Origin of the sequence: Pseudomonas sp. V98_8, from assembly GCF_029967975.1 — a bacterium.
Classification (GTDB): Bacteria; Pseudomonadota; Gammaproteobacteria; order Pseudomonadales; family Pseudomonadaceae; genus Aquipseudomonas; species Aquipseudomonas umsongensis.
In genome coordinates, this window is record NZ_JASCAE010000061.1 from 1 (window position 1) to 24,718 (window position 24,718).

At 60.1% G+C, this 24,718-nt stretch carries 21 protein-coding genes and 1 tRNA gene; 11 read left to right on the forward strand and 11 right to left on the reverse strand.

Translation table 11 applies throughout. The features are described from left to right. Positions 1–155 precede the first annotated feature (155 nt). Genes QLG10_RS20560 through QLG10_RS20570 form a run of 3 tightly spaced genes read left to right on the forward strand, consistent with a single transcriptional unit; the run spans position 156 to position 3,721 of the window. Complete coding sequence (locus QLG10_RS20560) at positions 156–815, forward strand: paraquat-inducible protein A (RefSeq protein ID WP_008055602.1); 660 nt, start codon at positions 156–158, stop codon at positions 813–815. Further along, positions 802–1,425, forward strand: coding sequence for a paraquat-inducible protein A (locus QLG10_RS20565; protein ID WP_110751479.1), 624 nt, complete (start codon positions 802–804; stop codon positions 1,423–1,425). Before QLG10_RS20560 ends, QLG10_RS20565 begins: the two co-directional genes overlap by 14 nt. Then, positions 1,418–3,721: an MlaD family protein gene (locus QLG10_RS20570; protein WP_282487930.1), complete on the forward strand. Its 2,304-nt coding sequence runs from the start codon at positions 1,418–1,420 to the stop codon at positions 3,719–3,721. Before QLG10_RS20565 ends, QLG10_RS20570 begins: the two co-directional genes overlap by 8 nt. Before the next feature lie 183 nt (positions 3,722–3,904). Here the strand turns inward: QLG10_RS20570 and mksF are convergent, their stop codons facing one another. From mksF to mksB, 3 genes are read right to left on the reverse strand one after another with little or no spacing between them, the layout of a single operon-like run. Then, positions 3,905–6,745, reverse strand: coding sequence for an Mks condensin complex protein MksF (gene mksF, locus QLG10_RS20575; protein WP_282487931.1), 2,841 nt, complete (start codon positions 6,743–6,745; stop codon positions 3,905–3,907). After that, positions 6,742–7,443, reverse strand: coding sequence for an Mks condensin complex protein MksE (mksE, locus tag QLG10_RS20580; RefSeq protein WP_020799720.1), 702 nt, complete (start codon positions 7,441–7,443; stop codon positions 6,742–6,744). The genes mksF and mksE overlap by 4 nt, the downstream gene beginning before the upstream one ends. Then, entirely contained in the window at positions 7,433–8,710 is a 1,278-nt protein-coding gene (gene mksB, locus QLG10_RS20585) for an Mks condensin complex protein MksB (RefSeq protein WP_162276381.1), read from the reverse strand. The genes mksE and mksB overlap by 11 nt, the downstream gene beginning before the upstream one ends. Positions 8,711–8,946: 236 nt before the next feature. On the opposite strand from mksB, the gene QLG10_RS20590 reads away from it, so the two are divergent. Together QLG10_RS20590 and rimI are read left to right on the forward strand one after the other, a co-directional pair. Then, entirely contained in the window at positions 8,947–9,687 is a 741-nt protein-coding gene (locus QLG10_RS20590; protein ID WP_168759232.1) for an energy transducer TonB, read from the forward strand. Continuing rightward, positions 9,680–10,132, forward strand: a complete 453-nt coding sequence (rimI, locus tag QLG10_RS20595; RefSeq protein ID WP_007978046.1) for a ribosomal protein S18-alanine N-acetyltransferase — start codon at positions 9,680–9,682, stop codon at positions 10,130–10,132. The genes QLG10_RS20590 and rimI overlap by 8 nt, the downstream gene beginning before the upstream one ends. Positions 10,133–10,207: 75 nt before the next feature. Here rimI and QLG10_RS20600 read toward each other — a convergent pair whose 3' ends face one another. Continuing rightward, the gene (locus QLG10_RS20600) at positions 10,208–10,612 is read right to left on the reverse strand and encodes a serine kinase/phosphatase (RefSeq protein WP_083349756.1); all 405 of its coding nucleotides are present in this window, start codon (positions 10,610–10,612) and stop codon (positions 10,208–10,210) included. Positions 10,613–10,779: 167 nt separating this feature from the next. Here QLG10_RS20600 and can point away from each other — a divergent pair, with 167 nt between their 5' ends. Next, positions 10,780–11,424 (forward strand): carbonate dehydratase, encoded by a 645-nt coding sequence (gene can, locus QLG10_RS20605; RefSeq protein WP_008055619.1) that lies wholly within the window; start codon positions 10,780–10,782, stop codon positions 11,422–11,424. An 83-nt stretch (positions 11,425–11,507) separates the two neighbouring features. Here the strand turns inward: can and QLG10_RS20610 are convergent, their stop codons facing one another. The 3 genes from QLG10_RS20610 to QLG10_RS20620 form a co-directional block, all read right to left on the reverse strand. After that, complete coding sequence (locus tag QLG10_RS20610; protein ID WP_110751489.1) at positions 11,508–12,695, reverse strand: hypothetical protein; 1,188 nt, start codon at positions 12,693–12,695, stop codon at positions 11,508–11,510. A gap of 150 nt (positions 12,696–12,845) precedes the next feature. Continuing rightward, the gene (locus tag QLG10_RS20615) at positions 12,846–13,166 is read right to left on the reverse strand and encodes a hypothetical protein (RefSeq protein ID WP_188264179.1); all 321 of its coding nucleotides are present in this window, start codon (positions 13,164–13,166) and stop codon (positions 12,846–12,848) included. 167 nt (positions 13,167–13,333) lie between these two features. Next, on the reverse strand, positions 13,334–14,752 hold the full coding sequence (locus QLG10_RS20620) for a TIGR00366 family protein (protein WP_110751493.1): 1,419 nt from the start codon (positions 14,750–14,752) through the stop codon (positions 13,334–13,336). 200 nt (positions 14,753–14,952) lie between these two features. Here QLG10_RS20620 and QLG10_RS20625 point away from each other — a divergent pair, with 200 nt between their 5' ends. The 3 genes from QLG10_RS20625 (at position 14,953) to ddlA (ending at position 18,895) form a co-directional block, all read left to right on the forward strand. Further along, positions 14,953–16,266 carry an MFS transporter gene (locus tag QLG10_RS20625; protein WP_110751495.1) on the forward strand — a complete coding sequence of 438 codons (1,314 nt, stop codon included), beginning with the start codon at positions 14,953–14,955 and terminating at the stop codon, positions 16,264–16,266. Positions 16,267–16,396: 130 nt separating this feature from the next. Further along, positions 16,397–17,713, forward strand: coding sequence for a PAS domain-containing methyl-accepting chemotaxis protein (locus QLG10_RS20630; RefSeq protein WP_110751497.1), 1,317 nt, complete (start codon positions 16,397–16,399; stop codon positions 17,711–17,713). 87 nt (positions 17,714–17,800) lie between these two features. Then, entirely contained in the window at positions 17,801–18,895 is a 1,095-nt protein-coding gene (ddlA, locus tag QLG10_RS20635; protein WP_110751499.1) for a D-alanine--D-alanine ligase, read from the forward strand. Positions 18,896–18,937: 42 nt separating this feature from the next. On the opposite strand, the gene QLG10_RS20640 is transcribed toward ddlA, so the two are convergent. From QLG10_RS20640 to ggt, 3 genes are all read right to left on the reverse strand, one after another. Then, on the reverse strand, positions 18,938–19,309 hold the full coding sequence (locus QLG10_RS20640; protein WP_188264176.1) for a helix-turn-helix domain-containing protein: 372 nt from the start codon (positions 19,307–19,309) through the stop codon (positions 18,938–18,940). A 3-nt stretch (positions 19,310–19,312) separates the two neighbouring features. Continuing rightward, on the reverse strand, positions 19,313–19,615 hold the full coding sequence (locus QLG10_RS20645; protein ID WP_110751503.1) for a type II toxin-antitoxin system HigB family toxin: 303 nt from the start codon (positions 19,613–19,615) through the stop codon (positions 19,313–19,315). Between the two features lie 271 nt (positions 19,616–19,886). Beyond that, the gene (ggt, locus tag QLG10_RS20650; protein WP_282487932.1) at positions 19,887–21,719 is read right to left on the reverse strand and encodes a gamma-glutamyltransferase; all 1,833 of its coding nucleotides are present in this window, start codon (positions 21,717–21,719) and stop codon (positions 19,887–19,889) included. Between the two features lie 154 nt (positions 21,720–21,873). On the opposite strand from ggt, the gene QLG10_RS20655 reads away from it, so the two are divergent. Then, entirely contained in the window at positions 21,874–22,983 is a 1,110-nt protein-coding gene (locus QLG10_RS20655) for a DUF2817 domain-containing protein (protein ID WP_110751507.1), read from the forward strand. Between the two features lie 103 nt (positions 22,984–23,086). Here QLG10_RS20655 and QLG10_RS20660 read toward each other — a convergent pair. Next, positions 23,087–23,163, reverse strand: a tRNA-Met gene (locus QLG10_RS20660). A 242-nt stretch (positions 23,164–23,405) separates the two neighbouring features. Here QLG10_RS20660 and QLG10_RS20665 point away from each other — a divergent pair. Continuing rightward, positions 23,406–24,623 (forward strand): MFS transporter, encoded by a 1,218-nt coding sequence (locus QLG10_RS20665; RefSeq protein ID WP_110751509.1) that lies wholly within the window; start codon positions 23,406–23,408, stop codon positions 24,621–24,623. Positions 24,624–24,718 lie beyond the last annotated feature (95 nt).

The following is a 24,718-nucleotide window of genomic DNA, read 5'->3' on the forward strand; positions in this document are numbered from 1 at the left end:
TCAAGATTAAATTCCAAAACCCCTATCTGCGCATGCAGGTAGGGGTTTTGTCTTTTGCCGAAAGAAAATCACACTGACTCGTGCACAAATTGGCACAGTTATTTTCGATTCAGGGCACTAGAATAGGCCCAACCTTTTCGGAGTCAGAGCGTTATATGCCAGATCCGGTTGACGCCTCAAGGCTGTCAGAATTACCGCTGAACGATTTGGTGGCATGCCACGAGTGCGACTTGCTGATGCGCAAGCCCAAGCTCGATCATGGTGAGAAAGCCCTGTGTCCGCGATGTGGTTACGAGCTCTATGCTCATCGATACAACGTCGTACAGCGCAGTCTCGCCTTGGTTATCGCGGCACTGCTGTTGTATATCCCGGCGAACTTTTTACCCATCATGCAACTCAATCTGCTTGGGCAATCGTCGCAAGACACTGTCTGGAGCGGGGTTGTCGGGCTTTTCGATACAGGCATGCAAAGCGTTTCAGTCATTGTGTTCCTGTGCAGCATGGCGATTCCGCTGCTCAAGTTGCTCTGTCAACTGGTCGTGTTGCTGAGTATCCGATTTGACGTCGGACGTAGCTACGGCTTGCTGCTTTACCGTATTTACCACCATTTACGGGATTGGGGGATGCTTGAGGTTTACCTCATGGGCGTACTGGTCGCGATCGTCAAGCTGGCAGATATGGCAGCAATGACCATTGGCCTGGGCCTGGCGTGCTTCATTGGATTGTTGTTGGTCCAGGTCTGGCTGGAGGTAGTGATGTCTCCTCACCAGATCTGGCAGGCTTTATCAGGAGAGGATGCCCATGCGGGCGATTGATGCAGGCATTCTGATTTGCGCCGAATGCCATGAATTGAACAAGCAGGAAGCTGATGTCGATGAACAGGTCTGCACTCGCTGCGGCGCGCTGGTGCATGCCCGCCGTCCCAACAGTGTGGCGCGGACCTGGGCGTTGCTGATCACCGCCGCCATTCTTTACATACCGGCCAATGTGCTGCCAATCATGACAGTGAGCTCCCTGGGCAAGGGTGATCCCAGCACCATCATGTCCGGAGTGATCCAGCTGGTTCAGCACGGCATGATTCCCATTGCTGCAGTGGTGTTTATCGCCAGCATTGTGGTGCCCACGTTCAAACTGGTGGGGATCGCCTTGCTGTTGTTTTCCGTGCAGCGCCACCAGCCACTCTCGGCCCGCCAGCGCATATGGATGTACCGCTTTATCGAGTTCATCGGCCGCTGGTCGATGCTCGATATCTTTGTGATCGCCATCCTGGTGGCGCTCGTGAATTTTGGCCGGCTGGCCACCATCGAAGCTGACCTGGGCGCCATTGCGTTCGCCAGCGTGGTGATTCTGACGATGCTTGCCGCAGTAACTTTCGATCCCCGACTGATTTGGGATAACACGGAGTCGGACGACGACCATGACTGATCTGCCTACAGCTAAAACCCGACCGGCTTCGAACTGGTCGGCTATCTGGGTATTGCCCCTGATTGCCCTGATCATTGGTGGCTGGCTTGGCTGGCGTGCCTACACCGAAACCGGCATCGAGGTTCAGGTTCGTTTTGAAAGCGGTGAAGGCATCCAGGCCAACAAGACCGAAGTCGTCTACAAAGGCATGCCGGTCGGCAAGGTGAAAACCCTCAAGCTTGATGATGAAGGCAGTTCCAAAGGGGTGATCGCGACCGTCGAGATGAACAAGGACGTGGAGCAATACCTGCGCACCAGCACGCGCTTCTGGCTGGTCAAGCCGAGTGTGACGCTGGCCGGTATTACCGGGCTTGAGACGCTGGTCTCGGGTAACTATGTCGCGATCAGCCCGGGTGAGGGCGAGCCTGCTCGCAAGTTCAAGGCCCTGGCACAGGAGCCACCGCTGTCGGACGCCCAACCTGGCTTGCACCTCACGATCAAGGCTGATCGCCTGGGCTCGCTGAACCGTGGCAGCCCGGTGTTCTATAAGCAGATCAAGGTCGGGCAGATCAAGAGCTACGTGCTCTCCGAGGACCAGAGCACTGTCGAGCTCAAGGTCTTCATCGAGCCGACGTACGCCAAGCTCGTGCGCAAACACACGCGTTTCTGGAACGCCAGCGGCATCAGCATCGATGCCAACCTGTCCGGTGTAAAAGTTCGCAGTGAGTCCCTGGCCAGTATTGTTGCTGGTGGTATTGCGTTTGCCACGCCTGAAAATCGCAAGGACAGCCCGCCTACCGATCCGAGTCTGCCGTTCCGCCTTTATGAGGACTTTGATGCGGCTGCCGCCGGGATCAAGGTCAAGGTCAAGCTAAGCGACTTTGAAGGCTTGCAGGCGGGCCGCACGCCGGTGATGTACAAAGGCATTCAGGTCGGCACCCTCAAGGCACTCAAGGTCGATCCCGATTTGTCCGGCGCCAGCGCCGAGTTGACCCTGGACCCGCTGGCCGAGGACTACCTGGTCGATGGCACCCAGTTCTGGGTGGTCAAGCCTTCGATTTCCCTGGCGGGTATCACCGGTCTCGAAGCGTTGGTCAAGGGTAACTACATTGCCGTGCGCCCTGGGGACAAAGGCGCCGCGCCGCAACGTGAGTTTGTCGCACGGCCCAAGGCGCCGCCGCTGGATTTACGTGCACCGGGCCTGCACCTGGTGTTGTTCACCGATAACCTCGGTTCGCTGGAAGTGGGCAGCCCGGTACTCTACAAGCAGGTCAAGGTGGGCTCGGTACAGAGCTATCAGTTTTCGCGCAAGAAGAAACAGCTGGTGATCGGGGTCCATATCGAGAAGGAATACGAAGACCTGGTCAACGCTTCCACGCGGTTCTGGAACGCCAGTGGCATCACCTTGACCGGTGGCCTGACCGGCGGGATCCAAGTCAAGAGTGAATCGTTGCAAAGCCTGATGGCTGGCGGCATCGCCTTTGAAACACCGGAGGCCAAGGCACCCTTGCAGAAGCGCATCCCGCGTTTCCGCCTGTTCGCCAGCCATGAGCTAGCCAACCAGAAAGGCGCGGTGATCACCATCAAGGTCGACCGGGCTGATGGCCTGCGCACGGGCACGCCGATCCGCTTCAAGGGGCTGGATGTCGGCAAGATCGAAGACGTTGACCTGAGTGACGATCTGCAGTCGGTGCTGTTGACTGCGCGGATCGATGAAGTCCCGGAGCGCATCGCTCGTGTCGGCAGTCAGTTCTGGGTGGTCAAGCCCGAATTGGGGCTGATCAAGACGTCGAACCTGGAAACATTGGTTACCGGGCAATACATCGAGGTGCAACCGGCAGCGAAGAACCTGGGGCCGCAGAAGAATTTCGTGGCGCTGGCCAATCCCCCGGAAACTGCCAAGCAGGAAGCTGGATTGAGCCTGACGTTGAGCGCTCCTCGTCGTGGTTCGCTGAAGGCTGGGGTTCCGGTGACTTATCGAGAAATCACCGTGGGCAAGGTGACGGGTTATGAGTTGGGCCAAACGGCTGATCGTGTACTGATCCGCATCCTGATCGAGCCCAAGTACGCGCCACTGGTCCGCAGCGGCACGCGCTTCTGGAACACCAGCGGTTTTGACTTTGATGTGGGCCTGTTCAGAGGGGCAACAGTGCGTACTGAATCGCTGGAGACGATGATCCAGGGCGGTGTCGCCTTTGCTACGCCAGACGGTGAACGCATGGGCACCCCGGCGCGACCGGAGCAGACATTCCCGCTGTTCGACAAGTTCGAAGAGGAATGGCTGACCTGGGCACCGAAGATTTCGCTCGGCAAGTAGTGTATTGGCGGCTGTGATGCCGCCTTCGCGAGCAGGCTCGCTCCCACAGTGGTCAGCGTCGTTCACATATTTTGTGTACGCCACGGACTAAATGTGGGAGCGAGCCTGCTCGCGAAGAAGCTCTCCAAATAAAAAGGCCGCAATCCATTGGATCGCGGCCTTTTTCGCATCTAACGGTTCAACTCAAACCGCATCCATCTCCGGCTCATCCGCTTCAACGTTCACAGTCGCCTTCACCTCGTCGTGACGACGGATGTACTTCCAGTCATCCTCATCGATGTAGATGCCAGCCGGGCCGCTGCCACCTTCCAGGTCGATGGCGACACTGGCGCAGACCTGCGGCTTCACACTGGCCAGGATGGGCACGAAGCCCAGTTGCAGACTGGTCTCGAGCAACGCCGCCTGGTTTTTCTCGTCGATGTCCGCGGCCTCGTCGAGGTAGTACGGCAAGCGCACACGTCCGGCCAGGTCGCGGTCCATCAAGTGCAGCAACAAATACATGTTGGTCAACGCCTTGATGGTCATGGTGGTGCCGTTGGACGCGGCGCCGTCGATGTCGGTGTGGATCACCGGTTGACCGTTGACCTTGGTGATCTCGAACGCCAGTTCGAACAAGTCCTTGAGGCCCAGCTGGTTGTGGTTCGCCGCCACCAGCCGTGCCAGGTATTCCTTGGCCTCTTCGTTCTTGTTGTCCTGCTCGGCGCTCTGGCTCAGGTCGAAGACAGACAGGGTCTCGCCTTCTTCGTACTGGCCGGCGCTGTGGATGATCTGGTCGATGTGCTTGAGTGCTTCCTTGTTCGGCGCCAGGACGATGCGGAAGCTTTGCAGGTTGGACACCTGACGTTTGTTGATCTCGCGGTTGAACAGCGCCAACTGGTGCTCGAGGCTGTCGTAGTCGCTGCGGATGTTACGCAGGGTCCGGGCGATGTCGGTAACAGCCGCACGCCGTGCCTTGCCCAGGGTCAGGGCTTCGTCGGTGCGGTGTGCGTAGGCGTTGATCAGCAGTTGCAGGCGACGTTCCATATCGTCTTCGCTGTCGAACTTGGCCACGCCCTTGAGGCGCACCTGGGCGTACAGCGCCTCGATCTGGCCATCGGCACGCAACAGGCCTTGCCAGCTGTCCTGATAGTCGTTGAGCAACGGCAGCAGGTTGTCCATCGAATCGTCGACCGGATCCATGAACGGCGTGCCGAACGGCAGATCCGCCGGCAACAACTGACGGCGGCGAAGGGCATCGTCGAGGGTACGTTGCTTGGCTTCCATGTCACCGATCTGCCGGCCGACCAGTTGCAGCTTGGCGGACAGTTGCTGGACGCGTTCGGTGAAAGCATCGCTGGAACGCTTCAATTCGTCCTGGGCGGCTTCCATCTGCGCCAGCTGCTCCAGTTTGTCGCCCTCTTCGGCGCTCAGGGTTTGCGCACGACGGAAGTCTTCCAAGGCTTTCTGGGCATCCAGCACCTGCTGGTACAGCGCTTCGGTCTGGGTCTTGCTCGCGGCGCGGTCGGCAGCCACGGCTTGTTGGGTTTTCAGTTGCTTGAGTTCTTTTTCCAGGCGCTCTTTCTGGTCGCGCAGCGCGGCACGGTCAGCCAGGGCTTGCAGGGCCGGGGGCTCGATGTGCGAGATGTCGATGGACAGGCCCGGTACTTCGAAGCGCTCACCTTTAAAACCGTCGAGGATCTGCTCTACGGATTTGACCCAGTCGCCGTTGTCGTCGAGGGTAATGCCGTGCTCGCCCAGCGGCAGGCTGAACAGTGCGCTGTTGAACAGGCGCATCAGGCGCTCGACGTCCTGCTGCGAGAATTCTTCGCGCAGGCGGGCGTAGCTGTTGTTGTCGGCGTGGTCGAGTTGTTGCTTGACCGACTTCAGGCGTTTTTCCAGCTCACGCAGGCGTTCATCCAGGTCCTCGGCGCTGAATTGCCGCGACTGCGCCAGGGCACCTGCCAGCTCATCATGGGCGTCCTTGGCCGCGAGCAGTTGTTGCTCGAGCACCTTGACGTCTTCAACCAGGGCAAAACGATGCTTGAGCACCGCCAGCTCGCCGAGCCAGCGCTGGATGCCAGTGATTTCCCGCTCCAGGCGCATCAGCTCCTGGGTGCCGCCACGCTGATCGTTCTGCAGGGCGTCCTGCTCGTGGCGATAGTGCTCGGCCTGGATGGTCAGCTCTTCCTTGCGGGCACTGGCGTAGTCCGACCAGGTGCCGAGCAGGGAGTCGAGCAGCGGCGAGAGGCGGTGCAGCTTGCCGCGCAGGATATCGCGCTGTTTCACGCCGTTGGCGAGGGCTTCGACCAGGGGACCGGCCGCCACCAGCGATTGGTAGTCCTGTTCCATGCGTCGTACGTCGCGGAAAGCTTCTTCGCACGCGGCGATGTAGTCGACGCTACCGGAACGCAGGCTGTGCTCGAAGGCGTCGAGGAACAGTTGCTTGAGCTTGGCCGCGGTGATTTCGCGCATGTGCAGCAGGTTGATGAACAGCGCGCGGAAGGTCTTCAGGCTCTGTTCGCTGGTAGAGCGCAGGGGGATCAGTGTCAGGTCCAGCGGGATCGAAGTGTGTCCACCGACCAGCAAGCGCCGCAGTTCATCGGGCTTGAGCTCGTAGGCTTTGAGGCCTTCGCGCTCAAGGTTGCTGAACAACTCCTTCTGGCGCAGGCAGGTGTCGTTTTTCTGGTAGTGGGCCAGGTCCAGCCGGCCGGCATAGGCAAAGAACTGGTGACCGAAGCCGCCACCCGGACCGCGTCCGACCACGCCGATCACGTGGGGGCCATGGGGCAGGTTCACCTCCACCAGGATGTAGCTGGTGTCTGAGGCGAAGTAGAAGCGCCGGGATTGCTCCAGGCTGTACTTGCCGAAGCTCATGTCCGACATGCGTGCCAGGATCGGGAACTGCAGCGCATTGATCGAAGCGGATTTACCGAGGTTGTTCGCGCCGTAGACCGACAGCGGCTCTTCCAGCGGGAACAGGCCGAGGGTGTAGCCGGCGGTGTTCAAAAGGGCAAAGCGGCGGATGCCGTAGCGTTCCTTGATCATGCGTCGAGCTCCTGTTCTTCGGCAATGGCGCGGGCCAGGGCGTCTTCTTCGCTTTCATCTGCAAACTCTGCCAAGTCGAGCGGGTCGTCGGTCTGTAGTAGTTTTTCGTCGCTGTCTTCATCGATCAGCACCGGAGCCGGCAGTGGCAGTACGCTGTGCAGGCTGGCCGCCAGGTCACGGTCCTGTTGCACCGACAGACAAACATCGAGGAAACGGTGCATCGGCGGCAGGAAACGGTACACGCCGTTTTCTTCGCCAGCGAAGCCGAGTTGGGTCATGCGGCGCATGATTTTTTCTTCCAGCTCATCCTGGGTCTGCACTTCGGCCTGAATGAACAGGTCGCGGTATTTTTCCAGCAACGATGGCAGTTCATCGCGACCCAGGCTACCGCCGTCGAGCACGGCGACCGGGTCGCGGCCCTGATCGGCCAGGTGCTCGACGAGGATGAAGGTGAACAGCGCCAGACGCTGCGCGGTCTTGTTCACCGCCGCGGCGGCCAGGTCCGGTACGAAATAGTAGAAACCACGGGTGTCGCACACCAGTTCAAACCCCAGGGCCTTGAACAGCGTGCGGTACTGGTCCTGGAAGTTCGACAGCTGCGCATACAGCTCAGGATCGCGGCGGCTGACGTGGTAGCCCTTGAACAGCTCGCGAAAGATCGGTGCCAGCTGGGACAGTTCGGAAAGATCAAGATGCATGGGGGATGCTCGCAGAATTCTCGGTAGGGTCATCGCCGACCGAGAGCAGGGCGAAGGAGCGCAGGCTGACCTGGTGCTCGTGTGTGTGGTAGTCGCGACGTTCCAGGCGTTCGCGCTTGAAGCGTTTTTCCCGGGACAGTCGCGAGAACCAGTACAGCAATTCGTCGGTGGCGCCGTCCGGCTCCTGCTCCAGCAGCCAGGTCATCAGGTCCGGCATCGGCAGGGCGTCTTCGCAGCGTTCGAGCATTTCCCGAACCGTGCGTGGCGCACGCGGAGCCTCGCCTTTCTGGGTTTTGTGGGCCTTGGGGAAGCGCGCCGGTTTCGGTTCGAAGCGGGCCAGGGCATAAACGTAGGCCTCGACCTGGCTGGCGCTGCCGAGGAAGGTGCTTTGCGGCCGTGTGAACAACGGCATTGCCGCCTGCGGCACGGCATCGATGCCTTTTCGACGGATGGCGGACAGGGCCAGTGCCGCGCCACGGGTCACGGCGTTGTGGCGACGCGCCTCTTCACGCAGCGGCAGCAACAGTTCACGCGCGTGACGCAGGGTCAACTGGGCGCTGGTCTGCATTTCAAGGATACGCGCGTGGGTGCGCAGCAACATGTCGTCATCGACCAGGTGGCCGAGGCGCTGCTGCTCGGAGAGCATCTTCAGCAGCACGGTTTCAACCTTGCGCACGCCTTGTTCGAAAGCGCCGTCGGCGTTCACCAGATCAATCATCGGCTCGACGTATTCGTCCCAGGTCGCCAGCACTTCAGCGTAACGCTGGCGCAATGGAATCTGTCGATCGCTGGTTTTCGCCCTTTCGGCGACGGCCACCAGTGCCTGTTCGTCGTTATCGAGTTTTTTCAGTACATCGCGAACTCGCATGTCGAGCAGGCGAAGCTGGCGGGCCAGGTCGTTGCCGTCGCGGATGTCGAAGGCGTCCTGGATATAGCCGGCCAGGCGCTCGAGATGGCGCAGATAGGCTTCGATTTCCAGGCACAGGCCCAAACGGTGTTCACGGCGCAGGTAGGCGAGGAAGTCGTGAATTTGCGCATTGAGCTCGAAACGGTTCGGGCTTTTCGCCACCGGAACCAGAATATCGAGGCGAATCCACACGTCCAGCAGGCTGGTGATGTCCTGCGGCGTACTGTCGAGTTGCTGGGCGGCCAATTGCGTGCGCAGTTCGTTGAGGCTCAGGGTGCCTTGGTCGAAATGCTCGCACAGTGGCTCCAGAAGTGCCCAGTGTTCAGCGAGGGCGCGCAAGACGCGCTTGGGTTCGATCATCGGAATGGCCGGCTGGTTGGCGAATAAAAGCCGCGATTGTACTGCATCCGGCACGATGCGATTCACTCTCGGGACGGGCTGTCGCCATTTTTCACAAGTGGAAAGATTATCGGTGCAGTCTATCGATCAACAGCGGGCGATCTTGCGCGAAGGGCGGTAGAATCGGCGCACTTTAGTTATCCACAAGTGGCCGACCTTTGCTTATCGAGTCCCGTCGTCGCGCTTATTTGAACGCCATGCAGGTGGTCAACTGGCTGCCGCGCACCGAATTGCCCTTTGCCGCCCCGTCGCGGCCCGAGCTGCTGGAGCCGCCCGAGGCGCTGGTCGAGGCTCCCGTGGCGCCTGTGCCGGTGGTCGAGACGCCCGTCGTGCCTACGGTAAAACCCGCCGAGCGGGTGAAGGTCGAGGTGCCGCGGCCATCGCTGGCGAGCACGCGCACTGGCGCAAAACCTGCGGCCGAGGAGGCGCCGGTGGTCGCCAGGGTCGCGCCGGTACCGCCGCCGCGCTTTGCCCTGCAACTGCTGCGAGCCGGCCGCTGCCTGCTGCTGGTTGAGTTACCCACAGGTGAATCCTTCCAGGCACGCGACCCTGCTTATCTGCTGCTCAAGGACATGCTGCGAGCCGCCGGTCTGCCGGACAGCCCGCAGATCATCGGCGAGCCAGTACGCTGGCCGCTGCTGGTGCGCGGGACGATGGACCAGGGCCCGGAGGCCGCCCGTGACTTTGTGCAAGGTTTCCTCTCGGTGCGCATGGAAGAAGTGCCGTGCGCCTGCCTTTGGCTGATCGGCCTGCCCGCGGTGCGGTTTGCCGGTGAAGCGGACTCTGATGCGTTCAACCGCGAACTGCAGATTGAAGGCCTGGGCTCGGCGTGGGCGGTACCGGGCCTGGAATTGTTAATGGAAGAGCCACAGCGCAAGGCCGCCGTGTGGCAAGCCATGCGTCGGCTGATGGCGCGTTGGAAAGAATCGAATGAGTGACGCTGTATCGTTCCGCCCGATGACCGAGGCGGACCTGGAAACTGTTCTGAAGATCGAATATGCGGCCTACAGCCATCCCTGGACCCGCGGAATTTTTCTCGATGGCCTGGGCAAGTATCAGATCTGGCTGATGTTCGAAGGCCAGCAGCAGGTGGGCCACGGGGTGGTGCAGATCATTCTTGACGAGGCGCATCTGCTCAACATCACCGTCAAGCCGGAAAACCAGGGCCGAGGCCTGGGTTTGACCTTGCTGGAGCATTTGATGTCGATCGCCTACAAGGCCGACGCCCGGGAATGCTTCCTGGAAGTGCGTGATAGCAACACTGCGGCGTTCAAGTTGTATGAGCGTTATGGTTTCAACGAGATCGGGCGTCGACGGGATTACTACCCGGCGGTGGGTGGGCGCGAAGATGCGGTGGTCATGGCCTGTACATTGGTGGATTGAAACCATCGCCATGTTTGAACGCCGATTCCTGCGTAGGAGCTGCCGTAGGCCCGAGCCTGCGGCAGCTCCTACAGATCAGCGTTTCTTGTCCAGCGGATCGCGCTGCGCCATCTCCTCCTCGTCCAACCCATTTCCCCCACCAATCTCGTCTTCATCGACAATGCTCAAGTCCCAGTCGGCCTGATCACCTTCACCCAATTCCTGGGCATCCCGCGCACCGTCCTCACGGATGAGCGTTTCCGGGCTCATGTCATCATCGGTCGATTCATGATCATCGGTCGATGCTCCCGTCATGCCGGCTTCGCGCACGCGTTCTTCGGGTATCAGCTGCTTGCGCTCCTTTTGCGGCAATTCATCGCCGATTTTTGCGCTGGGTTCTTCCGTGTCGAAATCCAGCTCATGCACCGAGCCCATGCGATCTTCGTTATCATCGATGGGTTCAGGTTGCACCGCATCGTACGGACGTCGTGAATCAGTCATGGCAATTCCTCATACTGTTAGCCTTATAGGGTGGACCCACTGGGTTGCAGAGAATTCCACCGGCATGGAGCGCCATGAACAGGCAGCAGCGCGCATTTGCATAACGCGCGTGACCCCGACGGACGGTTGTCTGTCAAAGCAGCGCACCATTATCGAGGCTTCATTGCATGAACGAATTACAAGATCTGATTGATAACAACGAGCGCTGGGCCGACGCGATCACCAAAGAAGATCCTGACTTCTTCGCCAAGCTGGCTCGTCAACAAACGCCGGAATACCTGTGGATCGGCTGTTCCGATGCGCGGGTGCCGGCCAACGAGATTGTCGGCATGCTGCCCGGCGATCTGTTCGTGCACCGCAACGTGGCCAACGTGGTGTTGCATACGGACCTAAACTGCCTGTCGGTGATCCAGTACGCGGTCGACGTGCTCAAGGTCAAGCACATCCTCGTGACCGGCCACTATGGCTGTGGCGGCGTGCGTGCCTCGATGCAGGATCGTCAGTTTGGCCTGATCGACGGTTGGCTGCGTTCGATTCGCGATCTTTACTACGAGAAACGTGAAGAGCTCGCCAAGTTGGCCACCGAAGAGGAGCAGGTCGACCGCCTCTGCGAACTCAACGTCATTCAGCAAGTGGCCAATGTCGCCCATACCAGCATTGTGCAAAATGCCTGGCATCGTGGGCAAAACCTGTCGATTCACGGTTGCATCTACGGCATCAAGGACGGTCGCTGGAAAAGCCTGAACACTACCATCAGCGGGTTTGAGCAATTGCCACCGCAGTATCGACTGCGTCCGGTCGAGAAGTTGTAAGCCTGCGCAGCAGAGGCTTTGCCGACGCCAGTGTCGCAAAAAACATCTGGTCGTCGGCGCCTTCCGTTAGTTGACTGGCAAGCCTATAGCGCGGGAGCAGGTATCGCCGGGGCTGGCGCTGGCGCCTTGAGCAATTTGAGCTGGGCCTTGATCGATGCCGTCGCGCATTTGCCTGCGGCCTGTGCGGGGGTCAGCTTGCGGATCGAGGTGTAGAACAGCGCACAGGTTTTATCGGCCTGGGCTACTTGCCAGGTCTGGGTGCAGCTCTTCAGCTCGATATCGGCATTGGTGTCCGTTTCACGGCCCATGGCGGCCTGCCAGCACGCGGCACTCAAATCCTGGCCCATGACTTTCAGGCCCGCGGCATCGGCCTGGGCCTGGGCGTCTTTGCCGGTGTAGCTGGCTGGATCGGCGGCGTACCAGATGTAGCTGGGATGGTTGGCGCCCAATACCGGTACTTTTACTCCGTCGACCGGGCTGATTGTCACCAGGCTCAACACATTCACGGTTGGCCCGTATTGCTGCTTGACCCAGTTGCGCACCGGTGCACCGAAGGCAACCGTTGGCAATGCCGCGCCGCTGGAATGTACGGTCACCTGCTTGACCATGCTGGTCTGGTAGTCCTTGAAGTAGTCGTAGACGCCTTCCAGGTCCTTGCCTGCATTCGACGGCGCGGCAATCGGGGCGATATCGATAATGGTTTGGTAACCCGGTAGCTGCTCGGGCGGGACGCCATTGATGGTCAGCAGCGTGGCCCAGCGATCCGTGGTGGCCGACTTCAGGTAATCCTGGGCCTGAGTCAGCGAATAATCGGGTGGGAAGTGCAGCAGCTCGACGCTTCTGCGGTTTTCCAGGGCCATGCCCAGTGGCAGGAAAAAATGCCAGTTATAGGCCCACTTGCCGTCGGCATTCAGTTTGCTAGCACCGTCGTAGGCCAGGTCGCCGGCGTCAAGCAGCGCTGCCAAGGGTTTTTCATAGCTCCTTGGCACGCCCGTGATTTCGGCATGGAGTTGATGGTTATCGGTTTTGACCAGAACCTTGGCATCGTTATAGCCATCGCGTTGCACGCTTTGCGTCAGGTAGTGCTCGACGGTCTGCTCCAGCGTCCAGTTGCGAAAGCAGATCACGTTGCAGTTGTTGGGGTACGCGAACAAGCGGCTGACGCGTTCGGTACTGCCCAGCTTCAGGGCGATATCGGCGTGGGCAGCGGTACTCAGGTTGAGGGTTGCGAGGGTAAGGGCCGCGAGAGTGAGGCCTGCGAGTCTTAACATGCTCAGATCCTTTTCAGCGTGGTCGCGATACGAAGATGCACGTCATACTGGATCAACACAATGATGCAGAAAACCAGGCCTCAAGCACTTTTTTTTCGAAGCGTGCGATCCAGCCCGCGATCAGTGTTTGCGGGGAGTGAGGTCAGGCGATCACAACAGGCGTAGCGCCAATTGGCTGCCGGCACGCAAGTACTCGACCTGTGCGGTAACCGCATCCTTGACGATAGCCTCACCCGTATCGCTCAGCCTGGCTTTTTTGGCATCGAGGACGGCGCTTTGCAATAACTTCATGGCGACATCCATCGCCTTCTGAAAGGCCGTCACATTGTTGTGCTGGCCAAATTCGCGGACAACAGCGTCCATGCGGCGATCGGCATCGTCTCGCAGGGCCCTGTACTCAACCACCGAGACGTTACCGTCCTGGTAAATTTCATTGATCAACTCTTCCAGTGTCTTGGATATCGGCGTCATCGGATCTTCCTTGGGTTTTTGGTGATTGATACTCCGGGACAGGTTAATTCAAGGAGGCTGGTTGCGAGAGTCAGGGCTTGCCCTTGGATTGGGTGGGACAACGCTGCGCGTTTTGTAAGAAAAACGCGCAGTCTCAGGTCGCGCTGACCCTCGCTGTAGCCGCTTCCCTATGGCATCACCGGCGGCGTATACGCCAGCGTCGTCCCCAGTGCCCACAGCAGCACCAGCACCAGTGGTGTGTGCACCAGCAATTGCACGAACGAGAAGCCGATCAGGTCCCGCGCCTTCAATCCCAGCACGCCCAGCAGCGGTAGCATGTAGAACGGGTTGATCAGGTTGGGCAGCGCTTCGGCGGCGTTGTAGATCTGCACGGCCCAGCCCAGGTGGTAGTTCAAGTCGTTCGCCACTTGCATCACATACGGTGCTTCGATGATCCATTTACCGCCGCCGGACGGAATGAAGAAGCCGAGGATCGCCGAGTACACGCCCATCAGCAGGGCATAGGTGTCGTGGGAGGCAATGCTGACGAAGAAGGTCGAGATGTGGTGGGCGAGGGTCTGCGCGTCGGCGCCCTTGACCGTGGTCATCAGTGCGGCGATCGATCCGTACAGTGGGAACTGGATCAGCACGCCGGTGGTGGTCGGCACGGCGCGGGCCACCGCGTCGAGGAAGCTGCGTGGGCGCCAGTGCAGGAGGGCGCCGAGCATGATGAACAGGAAGTTGTAGGTATTGAGACCGGAAATCGCGCTGATCGCAGGTTTGGTGGAGAACTCATGGAACAGCCATCCAGCCGCCAGCAGCACCAACAGGATGGTCAGCAGCGGGCTGTGTTCCAGCCATTCGCCGGGACGGGAGCGTGGTTGCAGCGGTGGCAGATTGAAACTCGGGTCGACGCCACAGGCTTGGGCGTCTCGCGCCGTGTTCGGGCCGGGGGCCGTGGCATAGGCGATGATCAGCGAGATGACGATCAGGGCCAGCAACATGACGCCCGACTGCCAGAGAAAGATCGTTTGAGTGAACGGAATCACCCCGGTAATCGACAGGATCGATGGCGGCAGGCTGGCCGGGTTGGCCTGCAACTGCGCAGCAGACGAAGACAGGCCCAGGGCCCACACCGCGCCCAACCCCAGATACGCCGCCGCGCCTGCGGCGCGATAGTCCATCTTCAGGTCGGTACGGCGGGCAAGGGCGCGCACCAGCAAGCCGCCGAACACCAGTGACAAACCCCAGTTGAGCAGCGACGCGACCATGGAGATCAGGGCCACCCAGGCCACCGCGGAGCGCCCGTTTTTCGGCAACTTCGCCAGGCGATCGATCAGCTTCACCGCCGGTGGCGAGCTGGCGACCACATAGCCGCCGATCACCACGAACGCCATTTGCATGGTGAACGGGATCAGGCTCCAGAAGCCGTCGCCAAAGGCCATGGCCGCGTCAGTCGGCTTGGCGCCCATGGCCATGGTGGCCACGGCGACAATGATCACCGCCAGGGCGGCAAATACCCAGGAGTCGGGGAACCAGCGTTCGGCAAAGCTTGAACAGCGCAGGGCAAAGCGAGCGGAGCGGGTATCTTCGATATCAGCGGCCACGGGACTACCTCGAATTTTTATGTTTGTTGTGGTCTTCGGGGCAGCATAGGCCCCTCTGGACAGACACCAACCTTAATTCAAGCGAGTGTTTTTTGCGGCGCTGTTTTAGGCCTATGGGACTTTGGTCTAACGGGTTGTCCGCCGGCGCGTTTGCGTAGACCATGGGCGCCTTGGTTTTTGCCTGTGCCAGAGTTCTTTTCATGACTGCCAATATAGATCCACGTCCGCTGCCATTCAGCCGCTCGGACTACAAGACCCTGGGGCTCGCGGCTCTCGGCGGCGCGCTGGAAATCTACGACTTCATCATCTTCGTATTTTTTGCCCTGACCTTGAGCCAGCTGTTTTTTCCGCCCGAAATGCCTGAGTGGCTGCGGCTGCTGCAAAGCTTTGGCATCTTCGTCACCGGGTACCTGGCGCGGCCGCTGGGTGGGATCCTGATGGCGCATTTCGCCGACAGCCTGGGCCGCAAGAAGGTGTTCAGCCTGAGCATCCTGATGATGGCGCTGCCGTGCCTGCTGATCGGGATCATGCCGACCTACGCGCAGATCGGCTATTTCGCGCCACTGCTGCTGTTGGCCCTGCGCGTCCTGCAGGGCGCGGCGGTGGGTGGCGAGGTGCCGAGCGCCTGGGTATTCGTAGCGGAACACGCGCCAGTCGGCCATCGCGGCTACGCCCTGGGCTTCCTGCAGGCGGGGCTGACCTTTGGTTATTTGCTTGGCGCCCTGACGGCAACCTTCCTGGCGCAGGCTTTTACTCCAGCTGAAATCCTCGATCACGCCTGGCGTTATCCCTTCCTGCTGGGCGGGGTGTTTGGCGTGATTGGCGTCTGGTTGCGGCGCTGGCTCAGCGAAACGCCGGTGTTCATGGCCATGCAAGCCCGGCGCGAGGCAGTCATCGAGTTGCCGTTGCGGGCAGTCCTGCGTGAACATCGCCTGGCCCTGCTGCCAGCGATGATTCTCACCTGCGTGCTGACATCGGCGGTGGTGGTGTTCGTGGTCATCACCCCGACCATGATGCAGAAAACCTTCGGCATGACCGCCGGTCACACCTTCGCCCTGAGCGCATTGGGCATCGTGTTCCTGAACATTGGCTGCGTGCTCGCCGGTCTGCTGGTCGATCGCATCGGCGCATGGCGCACCGTCATGCTTTATAGCCTGCTGCTGCCACTGGGCATCGGCGTGCTCTACACCTGCCTGATCAGCGGTGGTAACTGGGTCGGCCTGGCCTACGCGGTGGCTGGACTGAGTTGCGGAGTAGTGGGCGCGGTGCCATCGGTGATGGTTAACCTGTTCCCGGCGCGGATTCGCGTCTCGGGTATTTCCTTCACCTACAACATCGCCTACGCCGCCTGGGCGAGCATCACGCCCTTGCTGTTGATCGGCCTGATGCCATGGAGCCCCTGGATCTGCGTGATTTTTTGCGCGGTGATGGGGGCGGTGGGCGTGGGCAGCGCGGCGTATTTCGGCACGCGGATGCCGAGAATCGCCAGTTGCCCGACCCCTGGCACGGCGTGAAAGACAGGGAAAATTGGCGCGGTGTCATTATATTTGTAGGACAATCCTCAAGCCCTCTTCAGAAAACGCCCGCAATGCCGATGGCTAGGCTGTAAGTCGCTTCCTATCCCAGCCCATCGGTGCGTCCCCCATGTTCAATAAACGCTTGAAGCAGGAGCTGTCGGCTCTTCGCGAAGAACTCTCCAGCCTGCAGCAAGTCAAGGAAAGCCTGGAAAGCGAGATGCTCGTGCTGAATCTCGACATTGATGGGCGGGTGCAGTCAGTCAATCAGAACTTCCTCGGCGAGATGCACTACAAGAGCAACGAGTTGATCGGCCGGCACATCGAAGAGATGGTTCCGGATCATGTGAAGAACGACGAATTCCAGCTGCGTTTCAAGACCGCACTGAGCCGTGGCGAGCACTTTGCCGGTGCCGTGCGTCTGTTACGTGGCACGGGCCAGGAAGCCTGGTTGCGTTCAATCGTGCAGCCCGTGCGCACGGCAGACGGGCGGATCAAGCATTTTTCGATTTTCTCCAGCGACCTGACCCGCACCATCGAGGCCTCCCGTGAGCATGAAAACCTGATCGGTGCGTTGGTGCGCTCGACAGCGGTGATCGAGTTCGACCTCAATGGCAATGTGCTGACCGCCAACGAGCGCTTTCTCAGTGGCATGGGTTACAGCCTGGCGCAGATCAAGGGCAAACATCACCGTACTTTTTGCTTTCCCGAGGACTACAACAGCGCCGAATACCAAGCGTTCTGGCGCCGTCTGAACGCCGGAGAGTTCGTGGCCGAACGTTTCAAACGCGTCGACAGTCACGGCCGTACAGTCTGGCTGGAGGCCTCCTACAACCCGGTGACCGATGCCAACAACAAACTCTACAAGGTGGTGAAATTCGCCACGGTGATCACCGATCAGGTCAACCAGGAGCAAGCGGTGGCCGAAGCGGCCAACATTGCCTACGGCACCTCGCAGCAAACCGACCAAAGCGCCCAGCGCGGCAATACCGTGGTGACGCAGGCGGTGGATGTGATGCGTGACCTGGCCAGGCACATGCAAACCGCAGTCGATGGCATCGAAGCCTTGAATGAGCAATCACTGGTAATTGGCACCATCGTCAAGACCATCAGCGGTATTGCCGAACAAACCAACCTGCTGGCGCTCAACGCGGCCATCGAAGCGGCCCGTGCCGGTGAGCAGGGACGAGGTTTTGCCGTGGTGGCGGACGAGGTTCGGCAACTGGCTTCTCGCACCAGCCAGGCCACTGACGAGATTGTCCTCGTGGTGCGGCAAAACCAGGACATGGCGCGCAACGCCGTGGCCCTGATGGCCGACGGCAAGCTCCAGGCGGAACAGGGCCTGGCGCTGGCGGCGGAAGCGGGCACGGTGATCGTCGAGATCCAGGACGGGGCGCAGAAAGTGGTCAATGCAGTGGGGCAGTTTGCCAATCAGTTGGCGAGTTGACCTCCAGCGAGCCGCTGGACGGCAAGACCTGGCAGTCGTAACGTGGCGGCTACCCAGGTTGCAAGCCATCCACAATGAGGTCAGGCAATGAGTAAACTGCGTGTGGGCGTTATTTTCGGGGGCCGCTCGACCGAGCACGAGGTCTCGCTGCAGTCGGCGAAAAACATTGTCGATGCACTGGATCGCTCGCGCTTCGAGCCGGTGCTGATCGGCATCGACAAGCAAGGCCACTGGCACCTCAACGACCCCTCGAACTTCCTGCTGAACCAGGAAAACCCGGCCCTGATCGCACTCAATCAATCCAATCGAGAATTGGCCGTGGTTCCGGGCAAGGCCCACCAACAATTGGTGGAAACCGCCGGTGCCGATCTGTTGGGGCATGTCGACGTGATCTTCCCGATCGTCCACGGCACGCTTGGCGAAGACGGTTGCCTGCAGGGTTTGCTGCGCATGGCCGACTTGCCGTTTGTCGGTTCCGATGTGCTGGGTTCGGCGGTCTGCATGGACAAGGACATCAGCAAGCGCCTGTTGCGTGATGCCGGCCTGGCCGTCACGCCGTTCGTTACCCTGACCCGCGCCAGCGCCGCGCGCACAGGCTTTGCCGAAGTCAGTGGCAAGCTCGGCCTGCCGCTGTTCGTCAAACCGGCCAACCAGGGTTCTTCCGTCGGCGTGAGCAAGGTGAGCGACGAAGCCGAATATGCGGCGGCGGTCGAGCTGGCTTTGAGCTTCGATGAAAAAGTGCTGATCGAGTCGGCGGTCAAGGGCCGAGAGATCGAATGCGCGGTACTGGGCAACGAAGACGCCATCGCCAGCGGCTGTGGCGAGATCGTGGTGCACAGTGGCTTCTATTCCTACGACAGCAAGTACATCGACGACAAAGCTGCTGAAGTGGTGGTGCCAGCCAATATCAGCGTCGAGTCCAGCGAACGCATTCGCGCGATGGCGGTCGAGGCGTTTCAGGTGTTGGGCTGCTCCGGGCTGGCGCGGGTCGATGTATTTTTGACTGACAGTGGCGAAGTCCTGATCAACGAGATCAATTCGCTGCCGGGGTTCACCCGCATCAGCATGTACCCGAAACTGTGGCAGGCCGCGGGGATGACCTACAGTGAACTGGTCACGCGGCTGATCGAATTGGCACTGGAAAAACACCAGGCTCGACGGGCGCTGAAAATCAGTCGTTAAGCGAGTATGTCGGTTTGATTTCTAACATTGGCGGCCATCTGATCAAGCCTGTTTCGTCGGCTTGATCAGGCTCTGAGCTGGTATGCCAAAGAGTTCGTGAAGTTTCCAAATCATAGGCAGCGTTAGTGCGCGTTTACCATTGAGTACTTCGTAGACTCGATTTGTTCGACCAATGGCTGGTGCAAGATCAGAAGCCGATAGGCCGGATTGCTCCATTCGAAATTTTATCGCGTCGATCGGGTTGGGCAGGTTTACTGGAAACTGTTTCGCTTCATAAGCTTCGATAAGCGTGATCATTATCTCGAAGTAGTCGCCTTCAGGGGTGCCGGGCTCTGGCTCGTTGTCGAACAGCGCTGACACCTTTTTGAGGGCTTCACGGTAATCCTCGTCGGTGCGAATTGGACGAATGTTCATGAGTTACTCCATCTCGACGGTGTCAGCGTCGATTGCGTCGTATTGTTTGTGAGTGCCAACAAAATTTATGTACACGGCACCGAAGCGATAAGTCACCGCAACGACCAGTCGAAACTCGTTGCCCTTGATGTTAAACACGACCCGACGGCTCCTGAGAATGCTGGCGGTGACAAAGTGTGTCTTTATGTCCGCGGGCGTTTTCCAGTCCGAGTTCCTAGCCTCATCAATCCAGGCCAGGAAGGATTGCTCCGAGTCGGGGTATTTCTTCCAGAACCTCTTTAGTTGACTGATGGCGATGATTCTCATGGCATGATCTAGTCCCGTGGTGGGACTTGCGCAAGTCTGGGGGAAGTGTTGTCGACGTACGGAATGATCTGATATTGATGCCCGGACGCTTCCGACATCGGTGTGAGCGACCTGCAAGTGACGGGCTATTTTGATTTCGCCCGTAGTGAACTCTACTGGCATAGCCAACTTTTGCGGGTAGGAAGGGGCTGGGTTTGGAGGCGATCAGGAGCTGCAATCAATAACTAAGAGCCTACCTTCCGGTAGGCCCTTTCCCACGCCTTTGTACGACTCAATCCCCCAACGCTTCCCCCTCCCGCCGAGGATCGGCCCCACCGACCAGCGACGCCTGCCCCTGTGCATCCTTGACCCGGACAATCGCCTGGGTGCCGCTGGTCATGTCGATTTCGTTGACGCTGTGGCCCTTGTCCTTGAGGGCCTGGATTAACGTCGCGCTAAATTGACCGTTCTCCAGTTCGGTCGGGCCATTTCGGCTGCCGAAGTTGGGCAGGTTGATAGCCGCTTGCGCATCGAGCTGCCAATCGAGCAGGCCGACGGTGGTTTTGGCCACGTATTCGATGATTTGCGAGCCGCCGGGTGAGCCGAGGCTGGCGACGAATTCGCCGCTCTGGCGATCGAAGATCAGCGTAGGGGCCATGGACGAGCGCGGACGCTTGCCGGGCTCGACGCGGTTGGCGACTTTCTGGCCGTTCTCCTCGGGAATGAACGAGAAGTCGGTCATCTCGTTGTTGAGCAGGAAGCCCTGGACCATCACATGCGAGCCGAAAGCGGATTCGATGGTGGTGGTCATCGACACCGCGCCGCCCTGGTCATCGACCGCCACCACTTGCGAGGTGGAGATGCGCAGGGGCGAGCGGTCTGGCGCGTAGGCGACCTGGATGCCCGGCGGCGTGCCGGGTTTGGCCGTGCCCATGCTGTGCTCGCCGACCAGCGCCGCCCGGCTGGCCAGGTAAGCCGGATCAATCAAACCCTTGACGGGCACTGGCACAAAGTCGGAGTCGGCCACGTATTGCGCGCGATCGGCATAAGCCAGGCGCTCGGCTTCGCTGATCAGGTGCACGGCCTCGGCGGTCGGTTCGAAACCGGCGGCGGTGCGGGTTTTGAGCGGTTGCATCGGCGCCAGGGCCCAGCGTTTGTCGCGTGTCTCCAGGGCTTGCAGCGTGCCGAGGATCTGCGCCATGGCGATCCCGCCCGACGAGGGGGGCGGCATGCCACAGACCTGCCAGCGCTTGTAGTCGGTGCACAAGGGCGCGCGTTCCTTGGCGCTGTAGTTGGCCAGGTCGCCCAGCGACAGACTGCCCGGGTTGGCGTGACTCTGGACCTTGGTCACGATCTCTTGCGCAATGGGCCCTCTGTATAAGGCATCCGGCCCTTCCTTGGCGATGCGTTGCAACGCAGCCGCCAAGGGCGGGTTCTTCAACAGGGTGCCGCTGGCTTTCGGGCTGCCATCGGCATTCAGGAAATAGGCCGTCATCTCTGCAGAGTCCCTGATGGACGAATCCGCGGCAATCAACCGATGCAGGCGAGGCGAGATGACAAAGCCGTGTTCCGCCAGATGAATGGCAGGTTCGAACAACTGCGCCCATGGCAGGCGACCGTGTTTGCGATGGGCCAGCTCAAGCGCTCGCAACACCCCGGGCGTACCCACGGAGCGCCCGCCGATCTGTGCCTGGGTGAAGGGCATCGGTTGGCCGTCGGCCTGCAGGAACAGCTTCTCGGTGGCGCCGGCCGGGGCGGTTTCGCGCCCGTCGTAAGTGCGTACGGATTGACCATCCCAGAGCACGATCAACGCGCCACCACCGATGCCCGAGGACTGCGGTTCGACCAGCGTCAAAACCGCCTGCATGGCAATGGCGGCATCGATGGCCGAGCCACCGCGACGCAGCATCTCGCGTCCGGCTTCGGCAGCCAATGGATTGGCGGCTGCGGCCATGTGGCGTGAAGCGTGTCGGGTCTGCAGGTCGGTGCGATAACCGGATGCGCTTTCCGGTGCCGTGGGCAGCGTCGGGGCGGACGCGTTGTGGCAGGCGCCAAGGGTCAGCGCGGTGATCATCAGCGCGAGGGCTGGCAGGCGCGCGCGACTCGAATGGGAGGCTGGGAACATGGGGGCACTCCGTCCGTGGGATAAATATACCGGGGACTGTATCGGTGACTTCGCAGTGACGCAAACCAGGTCCCGTGGACGCTCTTCATCAATCGACGGATTTTCTGTAGGGTCATTGCCAGCGATCACCCCACAAGACCCACAAGAGGCAGCCATGCAGAGCGAGTTCCCATCCCAGCCCAGCTACCGTTCCCAGCGCGAACAATTCCTGGCGGCGGCAACCGCGGCCGGTGCGACGCTGAGCGAGTATCCCCATCCTCTCAAGGGGCCATCCGGCGAGGCCTTGGGCACCGATGTGGCGGTGCTCGGCGATCCTGGCGCCAAACGCCTGCTGATCGCGCTGAGTGGTACTCACGGGGTCGAGGGCTTCTATGGCTCGGGTTGCCAGATCAAGTGGCTGCAGGAACTCGGTAAGCGCTCATTGCCGACGGATGTCGCCGTGGTGATGATTCATGCGATCAATCCCTGGGGCATGGCGTGGCTGCGTCGGGTCAATGAAGACAACATCGACCTGAACCGCAATCACCTGGACTTCGATCGTGCGCTGCCGGACAACCAGGCTTATGACGCGCTGCATGAAATTTATGCCTGCACGCAGTGGCGTGGGCCAGAGCGAGATCGGGCCGATGCCTTGCTGGATGAGCAAATCCGCCTGCACGGATGGCCCGCGGTCATGTCGATTGTCGAAGGTGGCCAGCATGCGCACCCGGACGGATTGTTCTACGGCGGGGTGGCCCCCAGTTGGTCGAACCGTACATTGCGGCAGATCATGCAAAAGCACGTGGCCCATGCCGACGTCGCCCTGTGTTTCGACTTGCACACCGGGGCCGGGGAGTATGGGCATCCGATGTTGTTGACGATCACCGAAGCGGCTTATCCGGCGCTGGCCGATGCCCAGGCAATTTACGGTCCGTGGCTCTACACGTTGCACACCGGCGCCGACACCCTGAGCGAAACCGGTGTTGCAGCCACTGCGACCGGCTACACCTCGCAGGCGTTGCTCAATGCGCTGCCGCAGGTGCGGTTGATGCCGTTCGTGATCGAATGCGGGACTTATCCGGGTCCGGACGTCCATCGACATCTGCGCGATGACCACTGGTTGCATCTGCACGGTAATGTCCACGATGCGGTGGGGCGAGAGATCAAGTTGAATCTGCTTGAACAGTTCTATCCGGCCGATAGCGATTGGCAGGCCATGGTCTGGCTGCGTACCTGGCAGATCTGGGAGCGGGCGTTGTCGGCGCTACCGGCGATTCGTTGCTGATGATGGTGGTGTAGGAGCGAGCATGCTCGCTCCTACAAGGGAGCAGCCATTTTCTTGAGGCATAAAAAAACGGCTTACCTTTCGGTAAGCCGTTTTTAGCACTTGGTGGCTACACAGGGACTTGAACCCCGGACCCCAGCATTATGAATGCTATGCTCTAACCAACTGAGCTATGTAGCCAAGATGGCGCGCATTATTCACCGGTAATGCAGATGCGTCAAGCGTATATTTAAAATATTTCTCTACACTTTCAACCGCTTATCTTCCTGAGCCGAAAAAACGGGCCGTAGGAGGGCGTGGATCGAGTGGAAATCTGCCGAATAGCGAGGTCGTTAGCAGGCTAAGGGGATGGCGCTGGCGCAACGAAAAATGGCACATTGGTGCACCTGCCCGTGTGCACCCCTCTGTTTTTCGGAAATTTCATGGCTATCAGCAACGTTCAGCCCGCCACTGCGGCGGCGTCCGCGCCTTCACAAAGCAGCCCCCTGGTCATGCGCATCATCGGCGCGGTGGCGCTGGCGCACCTGATCAACGACCTGATCCAATCGGTGCTGCCGTCGATCTACCCGATGCTCAAGGCCAACTATGGCCTGACGTTCACCCAGGTCGGCCTGATCACCCTGACTTTCCAGCTGACCGCTTCGCTGCTGCAACCCTGGGTCGGCTACCACACTGACCGCCATCCAAAGCCCTGGCTATTGCCGGCCGGTACGGTCTGCACCTTGATCGGCATCGTGATGATGTCGGTGGTCGGCAGCTTCCCGCTGATTCTGCTGGCGGCGGGCTTGATCGGCATTGGCTCCTCGACCTTTCACCCGGAAGCTTCTCGCGTGGCGCGGCTGGCCTCGGGGGGGCGGTTTGGCCTGGCACAATCGACCTTCCAGGTCGGGGGCAACGCGGGCTCGGCGTTCGGTCCGTTGCTGGCGGCGGCGATCATCATCCCTTACGGCCAAGGGAATGTGGCCTGGTTCGGCTTGTTCGCGGTGTTTGCACTGTTCGTGCTGTACCGGATCAGTCGCTGGTACGCCAACCACTTGAACCTGTTCAAGCTCAAGCAGGGCCAGGCAGCGACCCACGGCCTGTCCAGGGGGCGGGTGACCAGCGCGCTGGTGGTGCTCGGGCTGCTGGTGTTCTCCAAGTACTTCTACATGTCCAGCCTCACCAGTTATTTCACCTTCTACCTGATAGAGAAGTTCGACCTGTCGGTGGCCAGTTCGCAGCTGCACCTGTTCCTGTTTCTCGGTGCGGTGGCCGCGGGGACCTTCTTCGGCGGGCCCATCGGCGACAAAATCGGGCGCAAGGCCGTGATCTGGTTCTCGATCCTGGGCGTTGCGCCGTTCACATTGCTGCTGCCGCATGTGGACCTGTTCTGGACCACTGTCCTGAGTGTGGTCATCGGCTTCATCCTCGCCTCAGCCTTCTCGGCCATCGTGGTGTACGCCCAGGAACTGGTGCCAGGCAATGTCGGGATGATTGCCGGGGTGTTTTTCGGCCTGATGTTTGGCTTCGGTGGGATTGGCGCGGCACTGCTGGGCCACCTGGCGGACATACACGGCATCGAATACGTGTACTTCCTGTGTTCGTTCCTGCCGTTGTTGGGCGTATTGGCGATTTTCCTGCCACGCACCAAAAAGGCCTGATCACCTGCCACTAAGCCGTTAGCGCGAGCTTGCACAAGACTTCCGGCTGAAAAGCCGGATAATGGCGGCCATTCGTTTGCTCGCTATTGTGGTAT